Source organism: Paenarthrobacter sp. NPDC089714, from assembly GCF_044748905.1.
In the GTDB taxonomy this organism is placed as follows: Bacteria; Actinomycetota; Actinomycetes; order Actinomycetales; family Micrococcaceae; genus Arthrobacter.
Window position 1 is genome coordinate 1 of the sequence record NZ_JBIVGX010000010.1, and the last position, 16,313, is coordinate 16,313.

Consider the following 16,313-nt stretch of genomic DNA (forward strand, 5'->3'; position numbering starts at 1 on the left):
CCGCGAAACCTGCACTCCCATGGGAAGCTGGCGCGGAAGGACCCAGCCCGGCGATAATGACCGCCCCAGGCGGGCCGCCCCCGTTCATATTGTCTAACTGGCACTTGTTGTTGTTTTGAGCGAGAACAACCACTACTGCCAGTCAGTTGGTGGTCAGGCGGCTGGGTGGTCAGGCGACGGCGGCCGCGGCGGGGCGCCCGGACTTGAGGCTCCTCCTGAGCTGGGGTGATGCGTCGATCTTGTCTTGCGCTGCCCGGAGGGCGCGGACTGCCACCTCCAAGGATGCCGGCGGCAAGGTGTAGGGCACGCGCATGTACTGTTCGAACGCGCCGCCCACCCCAAACCGCGGCCCTGCTGCCAAGCGGACGCCGAAATCGGGTGCCAGGACCGTCAGGGCCGTGCTGCTCGGATTCGGCAGCCTGCACCATACGGTGAGTCCGCCGCGGGGCCGCTCCACCTCCCACTCGGGAAGATGCTCTGCCAGCAGTTCCATCAAAGCGGACCGGTTCTGCCGGAGTTCGGCCAGCCGGGCGTCCATCGGCTCGGAGTAGGCACCCACCAGGCGGGCGGCCGCCAGTTGCTCCACGATTGGACCGCCCAGGTCCATGGTGGTCCTGGTGGTCACCAGGCGGTTGATGACCGATTGCTCAGCGCGGATCCACCCGATGCGGAGGCCGGCCCAGTGGGACTTGCTCAGTGACCCGATGGAGACCACCGTAGAACTGAAGGATGCCATCGGTGCCGCACTGACGCCGTCGAGGTTCAACCCCCGCAGCGTCTCATCCACCACCAGGACCGTCCCGGCCAAAGCTGCGGCCCGTGCCAGGCGGCGCCGCTGAAGGTCGGACATGATGCGACCGGTGGGGTTATGGAAGTCCGGGACGAGGTAGGCCATGGCTGGACGCTGCTGGTTCATGGCAGCCACCATGGCATCGATGTCCCAGCCCGCCGCGGCTCCGGCGGCCGGCATCGCCACCGGAAGCGGGCGGCACCCGGTGGCCCGGATGGCGTCCAGGGCGTTCGGATAGGAGGGGTGTTCCACCAGGACTTTGTCCTGTTTCCCTGCCAAGGTCTTCAGGACAATGTTCAACGCGTGCTGCGCCCCGGACGTCACCAGGATCTGCTGGGCCGTGGTGGGAACGCCCTCGGCCGTGTACCTGTCCGCGATGGCCTGCCGGAGCGCAGGCACTCCAACGGCGTCGTAGCCAAAGCCAGGCAGAAGGGCGGGTAGTTCGGTCAGCGCATCGGCGAAGGCGCGGTGCACCACCTCGCCTGCTGCCGGCAGCGATGCGTACGCCAGGTCCAGCAGTCCCTCCGGCGCTGCCAGCCCTGGCATGGTCACGGGCGAGCTGCGGTGCGGAATGCAGGTTCTGCCCCGGCTGCCTTGGCCTGCGGTCAGGAAACCCTGCTCCCGCAGGGTGGAGTACGCAGCGGTCACCGTGGTTCTGCTCAGGCCCAGTGTTTGGGCCAACGCCCTCTCGCTCGGTAGTGCGACGTCCAGCGGGATTCGCCCGTCCATCACCAGTAAACGCACGACGTCGGCCAGCTCCCGGTAGGCGGGCAGGGCGCCGGAGTTCCAAGAGCCGAGGAGGCGGGTGAGCGCGGTGGGATTAAGTGAGCCTGTCACCAGTCCAGTATTTCAAACTGGCTATGGAATACAAGGCCAGTTTTTCGCGATCATGGTTTCATGATGACCCGAAGAATCACCCAACTCCTGATCGGCCTTGCGATGTACGGCATTTCCCTTGCCATGTTCATCCGCGCCGGACTCGGCCTGGACCCGTGGGACGTGTTCCACCAAGGTGTGTCCCAGAAGACCGGCTTCAGCATTGGGATCGTGGTTATCGCCGTCAGTTTCCTGGTGCTGCTGCTTTGGATTCCGCTGCGGCAGATGCCGGGCATCGGAACACTCGCGAACGCCGTGCTGGTGGGTTTGTTTGCCGACCTGGGCCTTTGGCTGATTCCCGCGTTCTCGCACCTCGGTGGTCAGATTGCCATGCTGGCCGGGGCCGTGATCCTCAACGGTATTGCTTCCGCCTGCTACATCGGAGCCCGGCTGGGCCCGGGTGCGCGCGACGGCCTGATGACCGGGTTGGTGCGGCGGACGGGTTGGTCCGTTCGACTGGTCCGCACAGGGATCGAGGTTGTGGTCCTGGCGGTGGGGTGGCTGTTGGGTGGATCCGTGGGCGTGGGAACCGTGGTCTACGCCTTGGCGATTGGGCCGATCGTGCAGATATTGCTGCCCAGGTTCATCGTGCCGGAGAGGCCTGCGACGACGGCACCCACCGGGGAAACGCAACCCACCCTGGCGGCATAGCTACCTTCCGTAACGGGGCCGGGCAGCCCGTCCTGAAGCGCGTTGCCCGGAGATTGCGTTGCGGGACGGTCCGGCTGGTCCCGTCTCAGTTCCTTCCGCACCACGTGGCGCTGGCTGGCACTGTGGACAGAAATAGATGTCCCTTTCCTCGGTGCCGTCCGGTGCCGCAAGCAAGCCGTGCTGGATGGGTGTTCCGCACCGTCGGCAAGGTTGGCGGGTCCGGCCGTAGACCCAGTAGCCGGGCCGCATGGCGCGCGGGCCGAGGGTGGACCTGCGGCCGGGACCGAGGTTCTCGCCCAGAAGCCGCTTGGCATCGCGGACGATCCTTGCCAGATCCGGGACCTGGCCCACCGGCAGGGCAGGGTGAACGCCGGACAGGAAACAGGAATCGCAGCGGTAGATGTTCCCGATCCCGGCGAGGTTCCGCTGATTCAGCAGGGCGTAGCCGATGGGAACATCCGGTTCAGCCTGGAGCCGCCGCAAGGCCTCGGCTTCGTCCCAGTCCGGCCCAAGGAGGTCCGGTCCAAGATGGCCTACGATCTTGTCTTCTTCGCCGGTAGGCACAACCTCGAGGATGCCCAGCGAGAATCCCACGGCATCGGCCACCGCTGTCCTCAGCACGCAACGCGCTGTGTGCCCGGGCCTGGTCCACCGGCCGCCAGGTGCGTAGACCATCCACGAACCCTCCATCTTCAAATGTGAATGGATGGTGAGGGCGCGTGGTTTCCGGCTGGCCCCAGGTTCCGTATCCTCCGGACCCACCAGGCGCATCAGCAAATGTTTTCCGCGCGGCACAACCTCGGTCATGGTCCAGCCGGCAAGGTTCAACGTGGCGAAGCGCGGCACGCGGAAATCCGAGGTCGTCACCACCTGGCCGGCAAGGGCTTGGTGGAGCTTATCGGCGGCGCGCCAGACGGAATCTCCCTCAGGCACGGATCCGCAGTCCCTTCGGCGTCGAGTAGGCGCCAGCTGCGGCGAGGGCGACGGCGATAGGTGTTTCCAGGAGGTCGTGCCCGTTGACCTTCTCCATGAACAGCTTGTCCACGGCGCCTCGACGAACCACGCCCACCAGAGCCTCGGCAGCTACGGTGAGGGCGGCGTCGTCGTAGCTGAAGGTGAGCAGCGTCTTACCGCCGCGTTCGACGTAAAGGACCAACGCGCCGTCGACCATCACCACCAACGCCCCTGCCTTCCGTCCCGGCCGATGTCCCGAGCCGGCCTCGCCGGCCACTGTCGGCCAGGGAAGGGCGGCTCCATAGGGATTCGCAGGGTCGGTTGCCGCGAGGGCCAGCGCCGTCGGGTCTGGCTGGGCGATGCGGGCATCCTCGGTGAAGGAGCGCAGCCGGTCAACGGTGGCGGGCACTGCGAACTGGGCTGCGCCGAGATGCTCAATAAAGTATCCGCGGCGGCAGCGCCCGGCTTCCTCCAGCCGCGCGAGCACCTTGTACATGAGGCCGAAGCCGCCCAGGATGTTCTCCGCCATCACCGAACCCCGGGTCACCACCCCGTAGCGGTCCAGGAGAAGCTCGGCGGTGCCGCGGGCGTGGATAGTTGGATCCAATTCCGGCAGGGGAAGGGCGGACCAGCGTCCGACGGCGAGTGGCGGCGTGGGCGCCTGGGCTGCCACTGATCCATAGCGGCCACCGGTCAGCCCGGGTGATCCAAGGAGGCCCGCGCCGTGGCGGCCGAGTCGGCTCATGCGCGGCGCCCTGGCCCGGGGCGCCTTGGCCACTTGGCGATGGGCCGTCCGCCCGCCGGCGATCATGGCGCGCACCGGGGCAAAGGTGTCTCCGGTAACCCGTCCGGCCCAGACGAGGTCCCACAGGGCGGAAACCACGGCGTCGTCGCTCAGAACGGCATCCATGCCACCGGCAACCTCCGTGAGCTGCCGGAAGAAGTAGCCGCCGCCCGCACCCAGATAGTCCATCAGGCGTTGCTGCGCGTCGCCGGGTTCAAACTCCGGCGACGGGTTGAGGGTGAGCTCGGCGGAATCGGCAACGTGCAGGCTGATCCAGCCGTCGTTGCCGGGCAGGGATCCGGCGCCGGACCACAAGAGTTCACCGGCTGCCATGAGTTCGTCCAGCATGGCGGGCTTGTAGTCGGCCACACGGCTGGCGAGGACCAGCGGCTCCCACGCCGAGGCTGGAACGGGGACGCCTGACAATTGGTCCACGGCGGTGATGATGCCGTCCAGCCCGCGGAGTGCTTGGCTGCGTGACTTTCCGGGCGCCGTGACGTTTTGCCACGCAGGAAGGAAACGCCCGTATGCCGCGGCATCGACGGGTTCCACTTCTGCCCTGAGCGCCGCCAGGGACCGTCGCCGGAGTTTCCGAAGGACTTCGGAATCGCACCATTCGCTGGACGGGGGAGCCTCGAGGCTGATGACGTCAGGATCAGGTGCTTGCGTTTCGGGCGCTGTGGCGTGCGGACGGAATTCGCCTTCCACCACGCGGCCATCGGCGGCGAGCCGCTTCAGCGCGGTATTGACCACCGCAACCCCGAGGCCCAGCCGCGTTGCTGCCTCGGACGCCGTGAACGGCCCGTGCGTGCGTGCATACCGGGAAACGAGGTCGCCCAAGGGATCGTTCACCGGTTCGATGAACGCCAGCGGCACACCCATCGGCAGGGGCACCCCGATGGCGTCGCGCAGCCGGGCAGCGTCCTCCACCGCAGCAAAACGTTCGACGCCGCCAATGGTCACCTTGAGTGCGCGGTTGGCTTTCTGGAGTGCCTGGAGATGGGATCCGGCCTCGGCGGTGGTTGCGGAGGCGGGCACGTCCTGGTCAATGGAGGGCTGGTCCGTGGCGTGCTCCGGCGAGGTGAGTGCGGCCCCCTCAGTAGCAGGTGCTGCCCCGGCGGCCGGAGTCTGTTCGGACCCAGGCTCCGCGGCCTGCAAACGCTCAGCCGCTTCTTCCACGGCAAGGGGCCCCAGTAACCGCAGCAGGTCCGCCACGCCTTCCATCCCCTTGACGCGGCGGTCCGGAACCAGCCGTTGCAGTTCGCGTTCCGTGGTGTCGATGACCTTGGCGTCCAGGAGTTCGCGCAGTTCCACGCGTCCCAGGAGCTCGTTGAGGAGCGTGGAATCCAGGGCAAGCGCTGCGGCCCGGCGCTCGGCCAGGGGCGAATCGCCTTCGTAGAGGAACTGGGCCACATAACCGAACAACAAGGACTTGGCGAAGGGGGAAGGCTGCTGCGTGGTGGTCTGGACGATCCGGAGTTCGCGACGCTCAACGGACGCGGCGATGTCCTTTAACGCAGGAAGGTCGTAGACATCCTGCAGGCATTCCCGCACCGTTTCGAGGACGATGGGGAACGCCGGGTACTTCTTGGCCACGTCCAGCAACTGCGCCGAGCGTTGGCGTTGCTGCCAGAGTGGTTGGCGTTTGGTGGGGTTCTGCCGCGGCAGCAGCAGGGCCCGGGCAGCGCATTCGCGGAACCGGGAGGCGAACAGGGCGCTGCCGCCCACCTCTGCGGTAACGATCTGTTCGAGCTCTTCGGGGTCGAAGAGGAAAAGTTCTGCGCCGGGCGGTTCGTCTTCCATCATGGGGACGCGAAGGACGATGCCGTCGTCCGCCGCCATGGCCGAGCCGTCCAGGCCATAGCGTTGCTGGAGGCGCTGGCCCACCGCGAGGGCCCAGGGTGCGTGGACCGGCATGCCGAAGGGACTGTGCAGGACCACCCGCCAGTCTCCGAGTTCATCGTGGAAGCGTTCCACCACCAGGGTGCGGTCGCTCGGGACGACTTCCGTGGCCTGTTTCTGCTCGTCCAGGTATTGGATCAGGTTGTTGGCCGCGAAGGCATCCAAACCGCTGGCCTGGCACCGTTCCATGGCCGGAGCAGGGTCGGCGGCGGAGAGCTCCCTGATGAAAGCACCGAGTGCCCGGCCAAGGTCCACGGGGCGGCCCAGCGAGTCGCCTTTCCAGAAGGGAAGTTTCCCGGGCTGGCCGAAAGCGGGGGAGACCAGCACGCGGTCGTGGGTGATGTCTTCGATCTTCCAGCTGGTGGCACCCAGCGCGAAGATGTCTCCCACGCGGGACTCGTAGACCATTTCCTCATCGAGTTCGCCGACTCGACGGCCTCCCTTGGCGGCCCGCGCCGAAGAGCTGGGACCATCGCCCTCGCCGCCGTCCGAAGAGCCCGTTCCCTCGACCTCTGTACCGATGATGTAGACGCCGAACAGCCCCCTGTCCGGGATGGTTCCGCCGGAGGTGACGGCCAGGCGCTGGGAGCCGGGCCGTCCTTCGATGGTTCCGGCATGCCTGTCCCACACGATGCGTGGCCGGAGCTCGGCGAATTCATCCGAGGGGTACCTGCCGGCCAGGAGATCCAGCGTGGCCTCGAACGCCGAGCGCGGCAGGCTGGCAAAGGGTGCGGACCGGCGGACTGTGCTGAACCACTCTTCGACGTCGATGCTGCCCAGCGCCGTGGCTGCCACGGTCTGTTGCGCCAGGATGTCCAAGGGATTGGTGGGTATGCTGAGCCGCTCAATCTGGCCGCTGAGCATGCGCTCCACGGTGACGCTGGTGTGCAGCAGGTCCGCCCGGTGCTTCGGGAAGAGGACGCCTTCGGAGATCTCACCCACCTGGTGTCCCGCACGGCCTACGCGCTGCAGGCCGCTGGCCACGGACGGCGGCGACTCCACCTGGATGACCAAATCCACGGCGCCCATGTCGATGCCCAGTTCAAGCGAGGACGTAGCAACGACGCAGCGCAGCCTGCCGGATTTCAGGTCATCTTCGATCAGGGCGCGCTGGTCCTTGGACACGGAGCCGTGATGTGCCCTTGCCAGGACGGGATCGGCGCCGCTGGTGCTTCCGGCTTGGGCCATCATGTGTGCCGGCGTAGCCGTGGACGTGGGGGACTTCGCGGAGTCTCCGCCCGGCGATGCGACGGCGGACGCCGCGGAACCCGGCGCGGTGTCCCACTGGCCCGAACCGCCCTGCCCGGGAGACTCGTCCCAGGCGGATCCAGCCTCGGCCATCAACTGCCGCTCGGCGTAGATCTCGTTGAGCCGGGCGGTCAGGCGCTCGGCGAGGCGACGGGAGTTGGCGAACACGATGGTGGATTGCTTGGAAAGGACGAGATCCACGATCTGTTCCTCCACGTGCGGCCAAATGGAGGCCTGTGGCTGCAGCCCTGATGCGGGCCCCGAGTCGAACGCCCCGGAAGCACCCTGCAGGTCCGACATGTCCTCCACAGGGACGGTGACGGTGAGGTTCCAGTTCTTCTTGGACGGCGGAGCCACGATCTCGACGGGAGCCTGGCCGGCCAGGAACTGTGCAACGAGTTCACGGGGCTGCACCGTTGCCGAAAGCCCGATGCGCTGGGCCGGCTTGGGCAGCAGAGCGTCGAGCCGCTCCAAAGACACTGCGAGGTGGGCACCGCGCTTGGTGCCGGCCACAGCGTGGACCTCGTCAATGATGATGGTGTCCACTTCGCTCAACGTTTCCCGGGCCCGGGACGTCAGCATGAGGAACAGGGACTCCGGGGTGGTAATGAGGATGTCCGGCGGGTTGGTCAACAGCGTGCGGCGATCCGCCGCCGTCGTATCCCCGGAGCGGACGCCCACCGTCACGAGGGGAGCCGGCAGCCCCAAACGCTTGGCGGTTTGCGTGATGCCGATCAGCGGCGAGCGGAGGTTGCGCTCCACGTCCACGCCCAGTGCCTTCAGGGGCGAGATATACAGGACGCGCGTCTTGGTTTTTGGCTTCCTGGGCCGCTTGCCCGCGGGGACCTCTTCCAAGCCGGGCAGAGTGTCCGTGGGTGTTGAATGCAGACGGTCCAAAGCCCACAGGAAGGCTGCGAGCGTTTTGCCCGAGCCGGTGGGAGCCACCACCAAGGCATGGGAACCGGAAGAGATCGCGTTCCATGCGCCATCTTGGGCAGGCGTGGGCTCGCTGAATGCGCCGAGGAACCATTCCCTGGTTGCCTGGCTGAAACGGCTGATGGCGCCGGAAGACGCCTGCTGCTCCTGCATTCCTCCATCATGCCCCACGGCACGGACAGAATAAGGTCCGGCAGAAGAAGCGCCAGATCATGCCCGGGCCGTGGGGCGGAGCTCAGACTGCCTGGAAAGCGGTGATGCTCAGGAGCCTGATGCCCGCGTTGCTGCAAGCATCGTGCGGTTCGGCGACGAACAGGGAGGCCGTATCTTCCGGCGGGTAGATCCGGTAGCCGGCCGCCGCAACCTTGGTGCAGTCGCCGTAGTTCCCGGCCTGGGTGTAACGGAGTTCGGCCCACGCAGCCTTGCCCGGTGCCAGCTCGATCTTGGTCACGGGGGTGGTTGTCTCACGCGTTGCGGGTTCGCCGATCGGTGCCCCGTTGGCGTCGGCCGTCAGGGAAACTCCGGCGAAGCCTTCAAGCGTGCAGGTGGCAGAACCGGAGTTGGTCAGGATCAGCTTCTCGTAGATGCTGCCCGCTGCGCCGCCACCCGTTGAGTCCGTGGTCGCCGTGAGGGAGGCCGCCTTGCACAACCCCGGACCTGCGGGAGCCGCGGATGTCGCGGAACCCGACGGCGAGGAGCTCGCGGAAGCGGAGGCCGGGGCGCTGGCCGAGGAGGATGCCGACGGCGAAGATGATGTAGGCGGGGCGCTGCTGCTCCCTGCAGGGCTGGGGCTGGGTCCACAGGCGGCAATAAGCAGCAGTGACGCGGCCGCCGTCGTCGTTAGAAGTCCGGTTTTGATGCGCTGAGTCCACATGGGCACCAGCCTTGCCGCGGCCGTGGCACGAGTCAATCGAGCCACGGCCGGGGCGGCGGATTGGCGCCCGGATCGTAATCTTTCAGGGCGCCTGGCCAGTTACTTGGTCGCCTTGGAGCGGCGGAAGAACGCTGCCGCGCCCAGGACCAGGCCTGCGATACCGGCCAGCATGCCGGCCCAGCTGCGGGCCGTGGAGCCATCGTCGGTCACGGAGGATGCTTGCTCCGTGGACACCGTGGCAGCGGCGTGGTGATCGCCCGACGCGTCGGCGGCGGTGATGGCAACCGACGGGGCCGGCGACTTCAGGTCGTGCTCGTTCTGTCCATCCTTGGGAATTTCCGACCAGTCCGTCTGACCCTGCTCGCACGTCTGCAGCGTGGGGAAGTAGATGGTCTTGCCCGCCGCGTCCGGCAGCTTCACGGAAAGGACCAAAGCGTCGCGCAGGTGCGGATCCAGGGGCGTCTTGGCCGTGTAAACGATCTGGCTGGTCCGCTTGGTGATGGACGTGCCGTCGTCGAGCTTCCTGGGCTCGGCAAGCGTTTCGGTCACCTTCTCCACCGTCCAGTTGGGGTTGACCGTGGGCTGGGCATCGGTCAGTTCCTGGGGGAGGTTGATGGTGACCTTGGTGGTGGGGGACGTGTCGCAGCCGTGCGGGATGCCGAACGTCACCAGCGCGTACGAGTTGGCGGCGGTCTTGTCCGGCGTGGCGCCAACATGGGCGGACGCGCCGGCGAGTCCGGCCATCATCAAGGCGGCGGTGCCACCGGCCACGGCGGTAGCGGACAGGGTACGGCGGAGGGTGGAGTTTTTCATGGGATGGCCTTTCAGGGTGCGCCTGGAAACGGCGCGGGGTACAGGTTTGGGGCCCGTCACCATGGAAGGCTGGTGCCGGGCGGGACTAAGGACGGACGACGGCGGCCGGCGGGCCGCGGCGGCTGTCTTGCCTGAGGTTCCGCCAGGGGCGGGGGATGAAAACGTCAGGTGCTCCGACGGCGACAGGCGTGGCACCGGCGTCGGGCTTGAAAAGCAACGACGGCAGGGTGACCAGCGGACGCAGCCACGCGGCCAGTTGCCACAACGCGTCTTCGCCCTTGGCGAGCACGGCCGCTGAAGCAACCGTTGCCATCACGTGCGCAATGAACATCAGGGCGCCGGCCGTGGTGCCAAGCTCGTGCAGGTGGGTGGCCGGATCCACGATGGGCGCCAGGCTCTCTGTCCCGGGGTGATGGCCCCCCGCAGGTGCTGCCGCGTCAATCGGAGCCAAGGAAGTGAAGGCCTGGTGCAACACCAACTGGCTTGCGCCCAGGAGTGCCGTCATGGCCGCGACATTCAGCTTGAAACGGGTTGCGAGTGTTGCCGCGAGGCCGGTCAGCGCGATCAGTGCCGCGAGTACCGGAGCCGTGGGGAGCGCCCCGCCGCCAAGTACGTGGGCTCCCGCCGCCAGCAGGACGACCACCACGGAAAGTGCGCCGGACCGAAGGGCATGGAAGGGCGACCGGGGCTGCGAAGTGCGCACGGAGTCCTCCCTTTGTTCGCCGGCTGGGTTGGCAACGGCTTTGATTCTATCGGGACTTCGTTGCCGTGCCGCCCTTGGATGGCTTCCTGGCCGACTCGGAGGCGACCGCCCGGGGACCGGCAGCGGCACTGGCAGCAATGGTGATGAGTGCTCCGAGGATCATGGCCGCGCCCTCGCCCGGTTGCAGGAGGTGCAGTTGCGAACCGATGGTTGCCGCTGCCACCGGGACGCCCAGTTGTGATGCCGAGAGGACTGCCAAGGGGAAGGGCTGCCCGAGCAGCCGCGCTGCGGAGTGGACAATGAGCGTGCCTGCCCCGAGGCAGACGCCCAAGAGAATCATCTGGGGGTTGCTGCCGAGGTCGTTCACGTTCAGTGAGGCCCCAAGCCAGACGAAGAAGACCGGCCCAAGGAAGCCGTCGCTGACTGCGAACAGTTGATGGGCCAGGCGCCGCGGTTCGCCCACTGCCGCCACTGCCAGGCCGAACGAGAATCCCGCCGGCATCACCGACACGTGGCCCAGGACGGCCAAACCGGCCAAGGCGAACAACAAGGCCAACTGGATCCGCAGTTCCAGGGCGAACTTCCGGTCCTCCGAAACGTCGTGCAGGCGCCCGCGCGTGCCGCTGCGCTCGAAGGCGCGGAGTACGAAGAACAGCGCCACGGCGCAGGCCGCCACCGCTGCCGCCCCCAAGGCCGCACGCCCGGCATTGGGCGGATCGACGGCGAGTGGCAGCGCCACGATGCAGGCAATATCGGCAATGGCCACCTGCGCCGTCATGGTCAGGACCTTTGGACCGCCGAGTTTCAACGAGTCCACGATCGGGAGCACCAGGGCTGCGGAGGAAGAGGCCAGCAGCACGATATACAGCGGCGCATGGCCCGTCCCGAATATGGCGGCTATACCGATCCCTGCGGCGACCGCCAAAGCAGCTGCCACTCCAGCCCTGGCTGCTCCACTGCCCAGCGCTGCCCGGATCGCCTTGTCACGGATGGGGATGTGCGTGCCGGCCACAAACATGATCAACGCGAAGCCAACGTCGGCCAGCAGCGTGAACGTGGTGTCGGCCGGATCCACGAGTTTCAGACCTGTGCGGCCTATCAGGATTCCTGCCAGGAGCTGGCCAAGGACCACCGGCAAGTGCCACTTCCTGGGCAACGCCAACAGTGGCCCCAGAAGGGCCACGGCCGAGACCAGGGAGAGCTGAAGGAACGTCACCGGCTTTGGGTGCCTACGGGTTTGAGCGGAACGTCTGTGTTCTCATCCGGCAAGGTCAGCGTCCCTCCTGTTTGGGCCTGCGGGTGAAAGTAGGTCCCGGCGGCGCCGGTACCCTGGCCGGGTCAGTGGTGGAACGACGACGGCGGAGCTCAAGTCCCAGGCTTTCCTCACCTCGCGCCATGGCCCAGTGGTGGTTGGCCGAGAAGGCCGGTTTGAGGAGCCAGCTCAATCTGCGCAAGAGGGGCTTCGCAGTGCTGACCCGCCAGTCATAGGTGATGACAACCTCCGGGCCGTCCGTCTCGAAGGTCCAACGGCCAGTTCCGTTGAGGTCGCCCTTGGCCGTGAGTGCGAAGCCGTGCAGGGTCACCGGCTCGGTGACCGTCAGCCTCCAACGCAGCGTGTAGGGCAGCCAACCCTTGGTATGGAGGTCGAAGGAGTTGCCGATGCCATCAGGGCTTCCTGTGCTCACCGGCGTGACCTTGAGGTAGACAGCCGGCCACCACTGTTTCAGGGTGCCCGCGTCTCCCAGGACATCCACGACTTCCTGCAGCGTTCCCGCCACGCGCCACACAGTGACGAACTCGTAGTCGGTGCTCTTGCCTGTCCTGCTGGTTGACCCGGCCATTGTTGCCTCCACCGTCCGTGCGGCTCCGAGGGTGTCCTTGTGGCATCCGTGAATAATGTACCGCCGGGTGGCGCAAGGAGTTAGATGCCGGAACGCGAGTTGGGTAGGCCTCCCCATGCCCTCCGCGGGTGGCGCTGGGTTAGCATGGAGCCGAAATTCTCCATCGAAAGGATTTACCCATGCGCAAAACAACCCGACGCGTCACGTTGGCGCTCACGTCTGTGGCGGCCAGCCTTGTCCTCGGCGGCACGCTGAGCGTCGCTGCTCCCGCACCGGCCGAGGCCGCTGGACGTTGCGTTGACTACAACTACAGTTACGGCGGGTACTCCAGCTGTGTCGGCAACATCCAGACCCTGCTGAACGCCTTCCGCACCCGCATCGGTTCGCCATATGGCACGCTCGCCGTGGACAACTCCTATGGCCCGGCCACCCGCAATGCCGTTATCGGTTTCCAGCGCTATTGGGGACTCCAGGCCGACGGCATTGTTGGCCCGCGGACGTGGAACATTCTGTGCGCGCCGCAGATGGGACCCGGCCCGATCAGCTGGTACCCCTATTCCGCTGCGCGTGCATCGGGCTGCAACATCTGATTAGTTCCTGGGCGGGTGAGTTTTCCACAGCCCACGGAAACTCGTTTCGCGCTTCGATGGAACTCCCGGCAGATTGTTAGCGACACACAATCCCCGCTTTGGCGCATCTCGTTATGCGTCGAAAGGAATTTCATGAGCCACGATCAGCCAAACCCAACTCCGCAGCCTGGCTACGAGCCGCCGCCGGGCTACCAGCCGCCCCCGGAATACCAGCAACCGGCCGGCTACCAGCCCCCGCCCGCGTACCAGGGCGGCGGACAGCCCTTTCAGGCACTTCCGGGATTTGAGCCAAACACTCAGCCCCCGGCGGTGTCTGACAAGACGTTCCTGGTGACGTGGCTCCTTTCCCTCTTCCTGGGCGGGCTCGGGGCGGACCGCTTCTATCTCGGAAAGATCGGCACTGGTATCGCCAAGCTGCTGACTCTCGGAGGCTTGGGAATCTGGGCTCTCGTGGACCTCGCCTTCACACTGCTCAACCTGCAGACTGACAAGGAGGGGCGCAAGCTGGCGGCATATGACCAGCACAAACTTGTTGCCCTCATCGTTTCGGCGGTGCTGGTGGCTGGTGGCCTCTTTGCCGGTGTGGCCCGGACTGCCTCAGCGTTAGCGGATGCCATGGAGCCTCCGACTGTTGCTGAAGAGCGCGGACCGCTCGCCAAACCTCTTCCCACCACGTCCAGCGCTCCCAAGACCAAGACCAATAGCCGCGGCAACCTTGAAATGGCTCTGGGTGATGTGGGGACTCTCAATGACCGCGGCGCCAAGGGTGCTGTCCAGGTCAAGTTCATTGTCAACAGCATCAAGCCTGTGACCTGTACCAGGCCGTATGCCCGAGCCGCAGAGAACGGCAAACTCCTGGCCGTGGACATCAGCGCGGAGACTACGCCGGAGTTGGCCAACGCTGTGATTCCACGGTTCGACCTGAGCGGCTACGACTTCAAGTTCATCGGTAAGGATGGCAAGACCTTCAACGGTTCCCTGAGCGGACCTGCAACCTACTCGTGCCTTGACGATTCCGAGACGTTTCCCATCTCCGGGATGGGTCCGGGCGAGAAAGCAGAGGGCGTGGTGATCATTGATGTGCCCGCGTCATCGGGAACCCTCATCCTCAAGCCGGCCCTTTCCGGCGGATTTGAGTACAAGTTCTAGCCAAAGCGAAAGGCCCCGGTTCCCTTCAAACAAAGGGAACCGGGGCCTTTCCATGTGGCGGTGACGGTGGGATTTGATCCCACTGCAAAGCCTTTGAGGATCCGCCAATTGCGACCTACTGCGGATCTGCATCACCTCAGATCACCCATATTCACGTCGAGTGTGAGCAAATTTTGGGCAATTTCTGGGCGCAACTTTGGAAAGGTTACGACTCGGGGTGCTGGCGTCCCCTTGTGGTGGCACAGTCCCTCAATTGCCTTGCTGTCCGTTCGCTCTGACTACGAGTCTTGCCTTCGAAGGACAGCGACACATGAGCCTCATGCAGTTCGCCTTGGCCGCCGTCGACAATGACTTCAACCTCCGCCGAAGCAGCCTCCTGATTCGAAACACTCCACGTGCCCGCGGATTCTCCTACCGCGTCCTGATACCAAGCGTAAGACGCGGCAGCGTCCAGAAGGTCGTCTCTCGTCGTGGAAAGCTTGGATTCATCTTTCGGCGTCGGTTTGAACGCCGAGCTCATGAGGGTTCCGTCACCCTTGAGAAAGTTGGGATGCACCTGACGATGCAGCAGTTCATCATCTCTCAGAAGCGAGTCAGGCTCAGCCATCATGGTTTTCCCCTAGGTCACCAACAAATACAAAATGCCTAGCCAGGTCTTGGTCGAAATCGACCGTGCTGTCACTATCATCTTCAGGTTTTGCCCCGATAGCCGCTGTGTACATCTGGCCGTCAGCCTCGATTTCAAGCACGTAGTCAGTCCCTTGACTTGCCCACTCAGCCCTGATGCCTCCATCCGCCAACGCCGCGATGGAGGCATTCTTAATAGCCAAGGCAGGCAGGAGCCTCTCTGCGCGCGCGATGGATGTGTCTAGGGGAGGAACACTTCCCGGTCCTAACCATCCGTGCTCGAGGCTCTGAATGAGCTGAAGCTTACTGCTCAGGGACTCCATACCTTGCGTGTTGACCAGATCCACGGCCGCTACAGCACTGAACCGCTGTAGCTGACCGTCCATAGAAACACGAGAGGTTCCGTAAACATTGACAAGCGGACCGCTCACGCCGTCGGGGCTAACAAACTGGAGGAGGTTCGACGGGTCGAGTTCGCCGAGTTCGCAGGCGATGATTTCGCCGTCGGGACTTCTGAGACCGAACGTCCCTCGTTCGCTATCCCAGCGGACTATACGTCCAATGGAAGATCCAGGCATAGGGTAATCGAGCGCCTCGGAAAGTTCCACGAAGCGATCATTCAGCCTAGGAGTAACGTCGACCCGGGCGCTGGCCTCAAAGGGACTGCCGAACCGAAGTAGCTCACCCGCTCGCAGGGTTTTTCCAAGTTTGCGAAGCTTTGAAATTGCTGCTGCAGGAAACATTGCCGGAACCTCGGCCCCCGCCGCAATGGCTGCGATTGCCTCGGTTAAGAGATCGCGTGCTCTTTCGAACACACCCTCGATGCCAGGAAGACTAGATGTTCCTGCTCGAGCGAAGGATGGCAATAGTTCAAGGCCGGCGATCGTGCTGCCCTCCCGCACGTCGGTGAGTCGGAGATTGAACTCTTCCTCAAACCCGCGCGGTACGCGCTCTCGTTCTGGGTGGCTCCTGAGGTAAACATCCCTGGACACCGCAAACAACAAATCCCGATATGCAGCGACTTCCCCCAGCGATTCGACAGGAAAACCTTTTTTATCGAATCGGCCACCGAGAAGGCCAAAATAGGCGAACTCTTCATCGGTCATGTCGGAAAGGCTAACACGTCGGATCCTCACTGGATTGATTGGCATATCGAGTCTCGATCAGGGCACGTTCGCTTGTAACTTGTAGACGCACCCACGCAGCGTTTTAGGCATCAACCAACTCCAAGTAGACCACGACTTTGTCTTGCAGGGCTGTCATGAGGGCTTCGGAGTGGTAATGCGCAAGGTAGGCAATGAGGCCCGGGATGCGCTGGCCGTATGGCTGGTTAAACCACAGTTCCAGGTTCTTAGGCCGGTTATCGTCGCGCTGCCCGTTCTTATGATGAACCGTTTCCCCCTTGGACGGAAGCTCGCAAAGGATGGCCTCCATGACTATGCGGTGTTCCATCACGATCCCACGCTCGGTCTTGATGGTGACATATCCGTGCCGGTGCGGGTGTCTGGACCCATGGCTCGCAGGGCGGATTTTTCTCTGCGGTGGGGCGGGTCTCCGACGTCATCCACCCCCCTG

General features: G+C 65.0%; 14 protein-coding genes and 1 tRNA gene. 3 read left to right on the forward strand and 12 right to left on the reverse strand.

Features of this window, described 5'->3' with window-relative positions; all coding sequences use genetic code 11:
- Nucleotides 1-169 precede the first annotated feature (169 nt).
- Complete coding sequence (locus ACIPY3_RS16305) at nt 170-1,627, reverse strand: PLP-dependent aminotransferase family protein (protein ID WP_400335763.1); 1,458 nt, start codon at nt 1,625-1,627, stop codon at nt 170-172.
- 60 nt (nt 1,628-1,687) lie between these two features.
- On the opposite strand from ACIPY3_RS16305, the gene ACIPY3_RS16310 reads away from it, so the two are divergent.
- Entirely contained in the window at nt 1,688-2,317 is a 630-nt protein-coding gene (locus ACIPY3_RS16310; RefSeq protein ID WP_400335764.1) for a YitT family protein, read from the forward strand.
- Here ACIPY3_RS16310 and ACIPY3_RS16315 read toward each other — a convergent pair whose 3' ends face one another.
- The 7 genes from ACIPY3_RS16315 to ACIPY3_RS16345 all read right to left on the reverse strand — a co-directional run bounded on the left by ACIPY3_RS16315 (nt 2,318) and on the right by ACIPY3_RS16345 (nt 12,372).
- The gene (locus ACIPY3_RS16315) at nt 2,318-3,250 is read right to left on the reverse strand and encodes a DNA-formamidopyrimidine glycosylase family protein (protein ID WP_400335767.1); all 933 of its coding nucleotides are present in this window, start codon (nt 3,248-3,250) and stop codon (nt 2,318-2,320) included. It lies immediately after the preceding gene.
- A complete protein-coding gene (locus tag ACIPY3_RS16320; protein ID WP_400335769.1) occupies nt 3,243-8,294 on the reverse strand; it encodes a DEAD/DEAH box helicase in 5,052 nt (1,683 codons plus the stop codon). The genes ACIPY3_RS16315 and ACIPY3_RS16320 overlap by 8 nt, the downstream gene beginning before the upstream one ends.
- An 82-nt stretch (nt 8,295-8,376) precedes the next feature.
- A complete protein-coding gene (locus ACIPY3_RS16325) occupies nt 8,377-9,015 on the reverse strand; it encodes a DUF4232 domain-containing protein (protein WP_400335771.1) in 639 nt (212 codons plus the stop codon).
- Between the two features lie 99 nt (nt 9,016-9,114).
- Complete coding sequence (locus tag ACIPY3_RS16330; RefSeq protein WP_400335773.1) at nt 9,115-9,828, reverse strand: YcnI family protein; 714 nt, start codon at nt 9,826-9,828, stop codon at nt 9,115-9,117.
- A gap of 85 nt (nt 9,829-9,913) precedes the next feature.
- The gene (locus ACIPY3_RS16335) at nt 9,914-10,531 is read right to left on the reverse strand and encodes a hypothetical protein (protein ID WP_400335775.1); all 618 of its coding nucleotides are present in this window, start codon (nt 10,529-10,531) and stop codon (nt 9,914-9,916) included.
- Between the two features lie 46 nt (nt 10,532-10,577).
- Nucleotides 10,578-11,747, reverse strand: coding sequence for a cation:proton antiporter (locus tag ACIPY3_RS16340; RefSeq protein WP_400335777.1), 1,170 nt, complete (start codon nt 11,745-11,747; stop codon nt 10,578-10,580).
- A gap of 55 nt (nt 11,748-11,802) precedes the next feature.
- A complete protein-coding gene (locus ACIPY3_RS16345; RefSeq protein WP_400335780.1) occupies nt 11,803-12,372 on the reverse strand; it encodes an SRPBCC family protein in 570 nt (189 codons plus the stop codon).
- 179 nt (nt 12,373-12,551) lie between these two features.
- Here ACIPY3_RS16345 and ACIPY3_RS16350 point away from each other — a divergent pair, with 179 nt between their 5' ends.
- Nucleotides 12,552-12,962, forward strand: a complete 411-nt coding sequence (locus ACIPY3_RS16350) for a peptidoglycan-binding protein (protein WP_400335782.1) — start codon at nt 12,552-12,554, stop codon at nt 12,960-12,962.
- Between the two features lie 132 nt (nt 12,963-13,094).
- Nucleotides 13,095-14,111, forward strand: a complete 1,017-nt coding sequence (locus ACIPY3_RS16355; protein WP_400335784.1) for a TM2 domain-containing protein — start codon at nt 13,095-13,097, stop codon at nt 14,109-14,111.
- 55 nt (nt 14,112-14,166) lie between these two features.
- Here the strand turns inward: ACIPY3_RS16355 and ACIPY3_RS16360 are convergent.
- The 4 genes from ACIPY3_RS16360 to ACIPY3_RS16375 form a co-directional block, all read right to left on the reverse strand.
- Nucleotides 14,167-14,247, reverse strand: a tRNA-OTHER gene (locus ACIPY3_RS16360).
- Nucleotides 14,248-14,316: 69 nt separating this feature from the next.
- A complete protein-coding gene (locus ACIPY3_RS16365) occupies nt 14,317-14,721 on the reverse strand; it encodes a hypothetical protein (RefSeq protein ID WP_400335786.1) in 405 nt (134 codons plus the stop codon).
- The gene (locus ACIPY3_RS16370) at nt 14,711-15,844 is read right to left on the reverse strand and encodes a hypothetical protein (RefSeq protein WP_400335788.1); all 1,134 of its coding nucleotides are present in this window, start codon (nt 15,842-15,844) and stop codon (nt 14,711-14,713) included. Before ACIPY3_RS16370 ends, ACIPY3_RS16365 begins: the two co-directional genes overlap by 11 nt.
- A gap of 103 nt (nt 15,845-15,947) precedes the next feature.
- Nucleotides 15,948-16,190 (reverse strand): HNH endonuclease, encoded by a 243-nt coding sequence (locus ACIPY3_RS16375; RefSeq protein ID WP_400336033.1) that lies wholly within the window; start codon nt 16,188-16,190, stop codon nt 15,948-15,950.
- Nucleotides 16,191-16,313: the final 123 nt, after the last annotated feature.

Bases quoted from the DNA above. Each gene is read 5' to 3' on its own strand.
- ACIPY3_RS16310 (WP_400335764.1), top strand. From the start codon at position 1,688: ATGATGACCCGAAGAATCACCCAACTCCTGATCGGCCTTGCGATGTAC.
- ACIPY3_RS16320 (WP_400335769.1), bottom strand. From the start codon at position 8,294: ATGCAGGAGCAGCAGGCGTCTTCCGGCGCCATCAGCCGTTTCAGCCAG.
- ACIPY3_RS16325 (WP_400335771.1), bottom strand. From the start codon at position 9,015: ATGTGGACTCAGCGCATCAAAACCGGACTTCTAACGACGACGGCGGCC.
- ACIPY3_RS16330 (WP_400335773.1), bottom strand. From the start codon at position 9,828: ATGAAAAACTCCACCCTCCGCCGTACCCTGTCCGCTACCGCCGTGGCC.
- ACIPY3_RS16345 (WP_400335780.1), bottom strand. From the start codon at position 12,372: ATGGCCGGGTCAACCAGCAGGACAGGCAAGAGCACCGACTACGAGTTC.
- ACIPY3_RS16350 (WP_400335782.1), top strand. From the start codon at position 12,552: ATGCGCAAAACAACCCGACGCGTCACGTTGGCGCTCACGTCTGTGGCG.
- ACIPY3_RS16355 (WP_400335784.1), top strand. From the start codon at position 13,095: ATGAGCCACGATCAGCCAAACCCAACTCCGCAGCCTGGCTACGAGCCG.
- ACIPY3_RS16365 (WP_400335786.1), bottom strand. From the start codon at position 14,721: ATGATGGCTGAGCCTGACTCGCTTCTGAGAGATGATGAACTGCTGCAT.
- ACIPY3_RS16370 (WP_400335788.1), bottom strand. From the start codon at position 15,844: ATGACCGATGAAGAGTTCGCCTATTTTGGCCTTCTCGGTGGCCGATTC.
- ACIPY3_RS16375 (WP_400336033.1), bottom strand. From the start codon at position 16,190: ATGGAACACCGCATAGTCATGGAGGCCATCCTTTGCGAGCTTCCGTCC.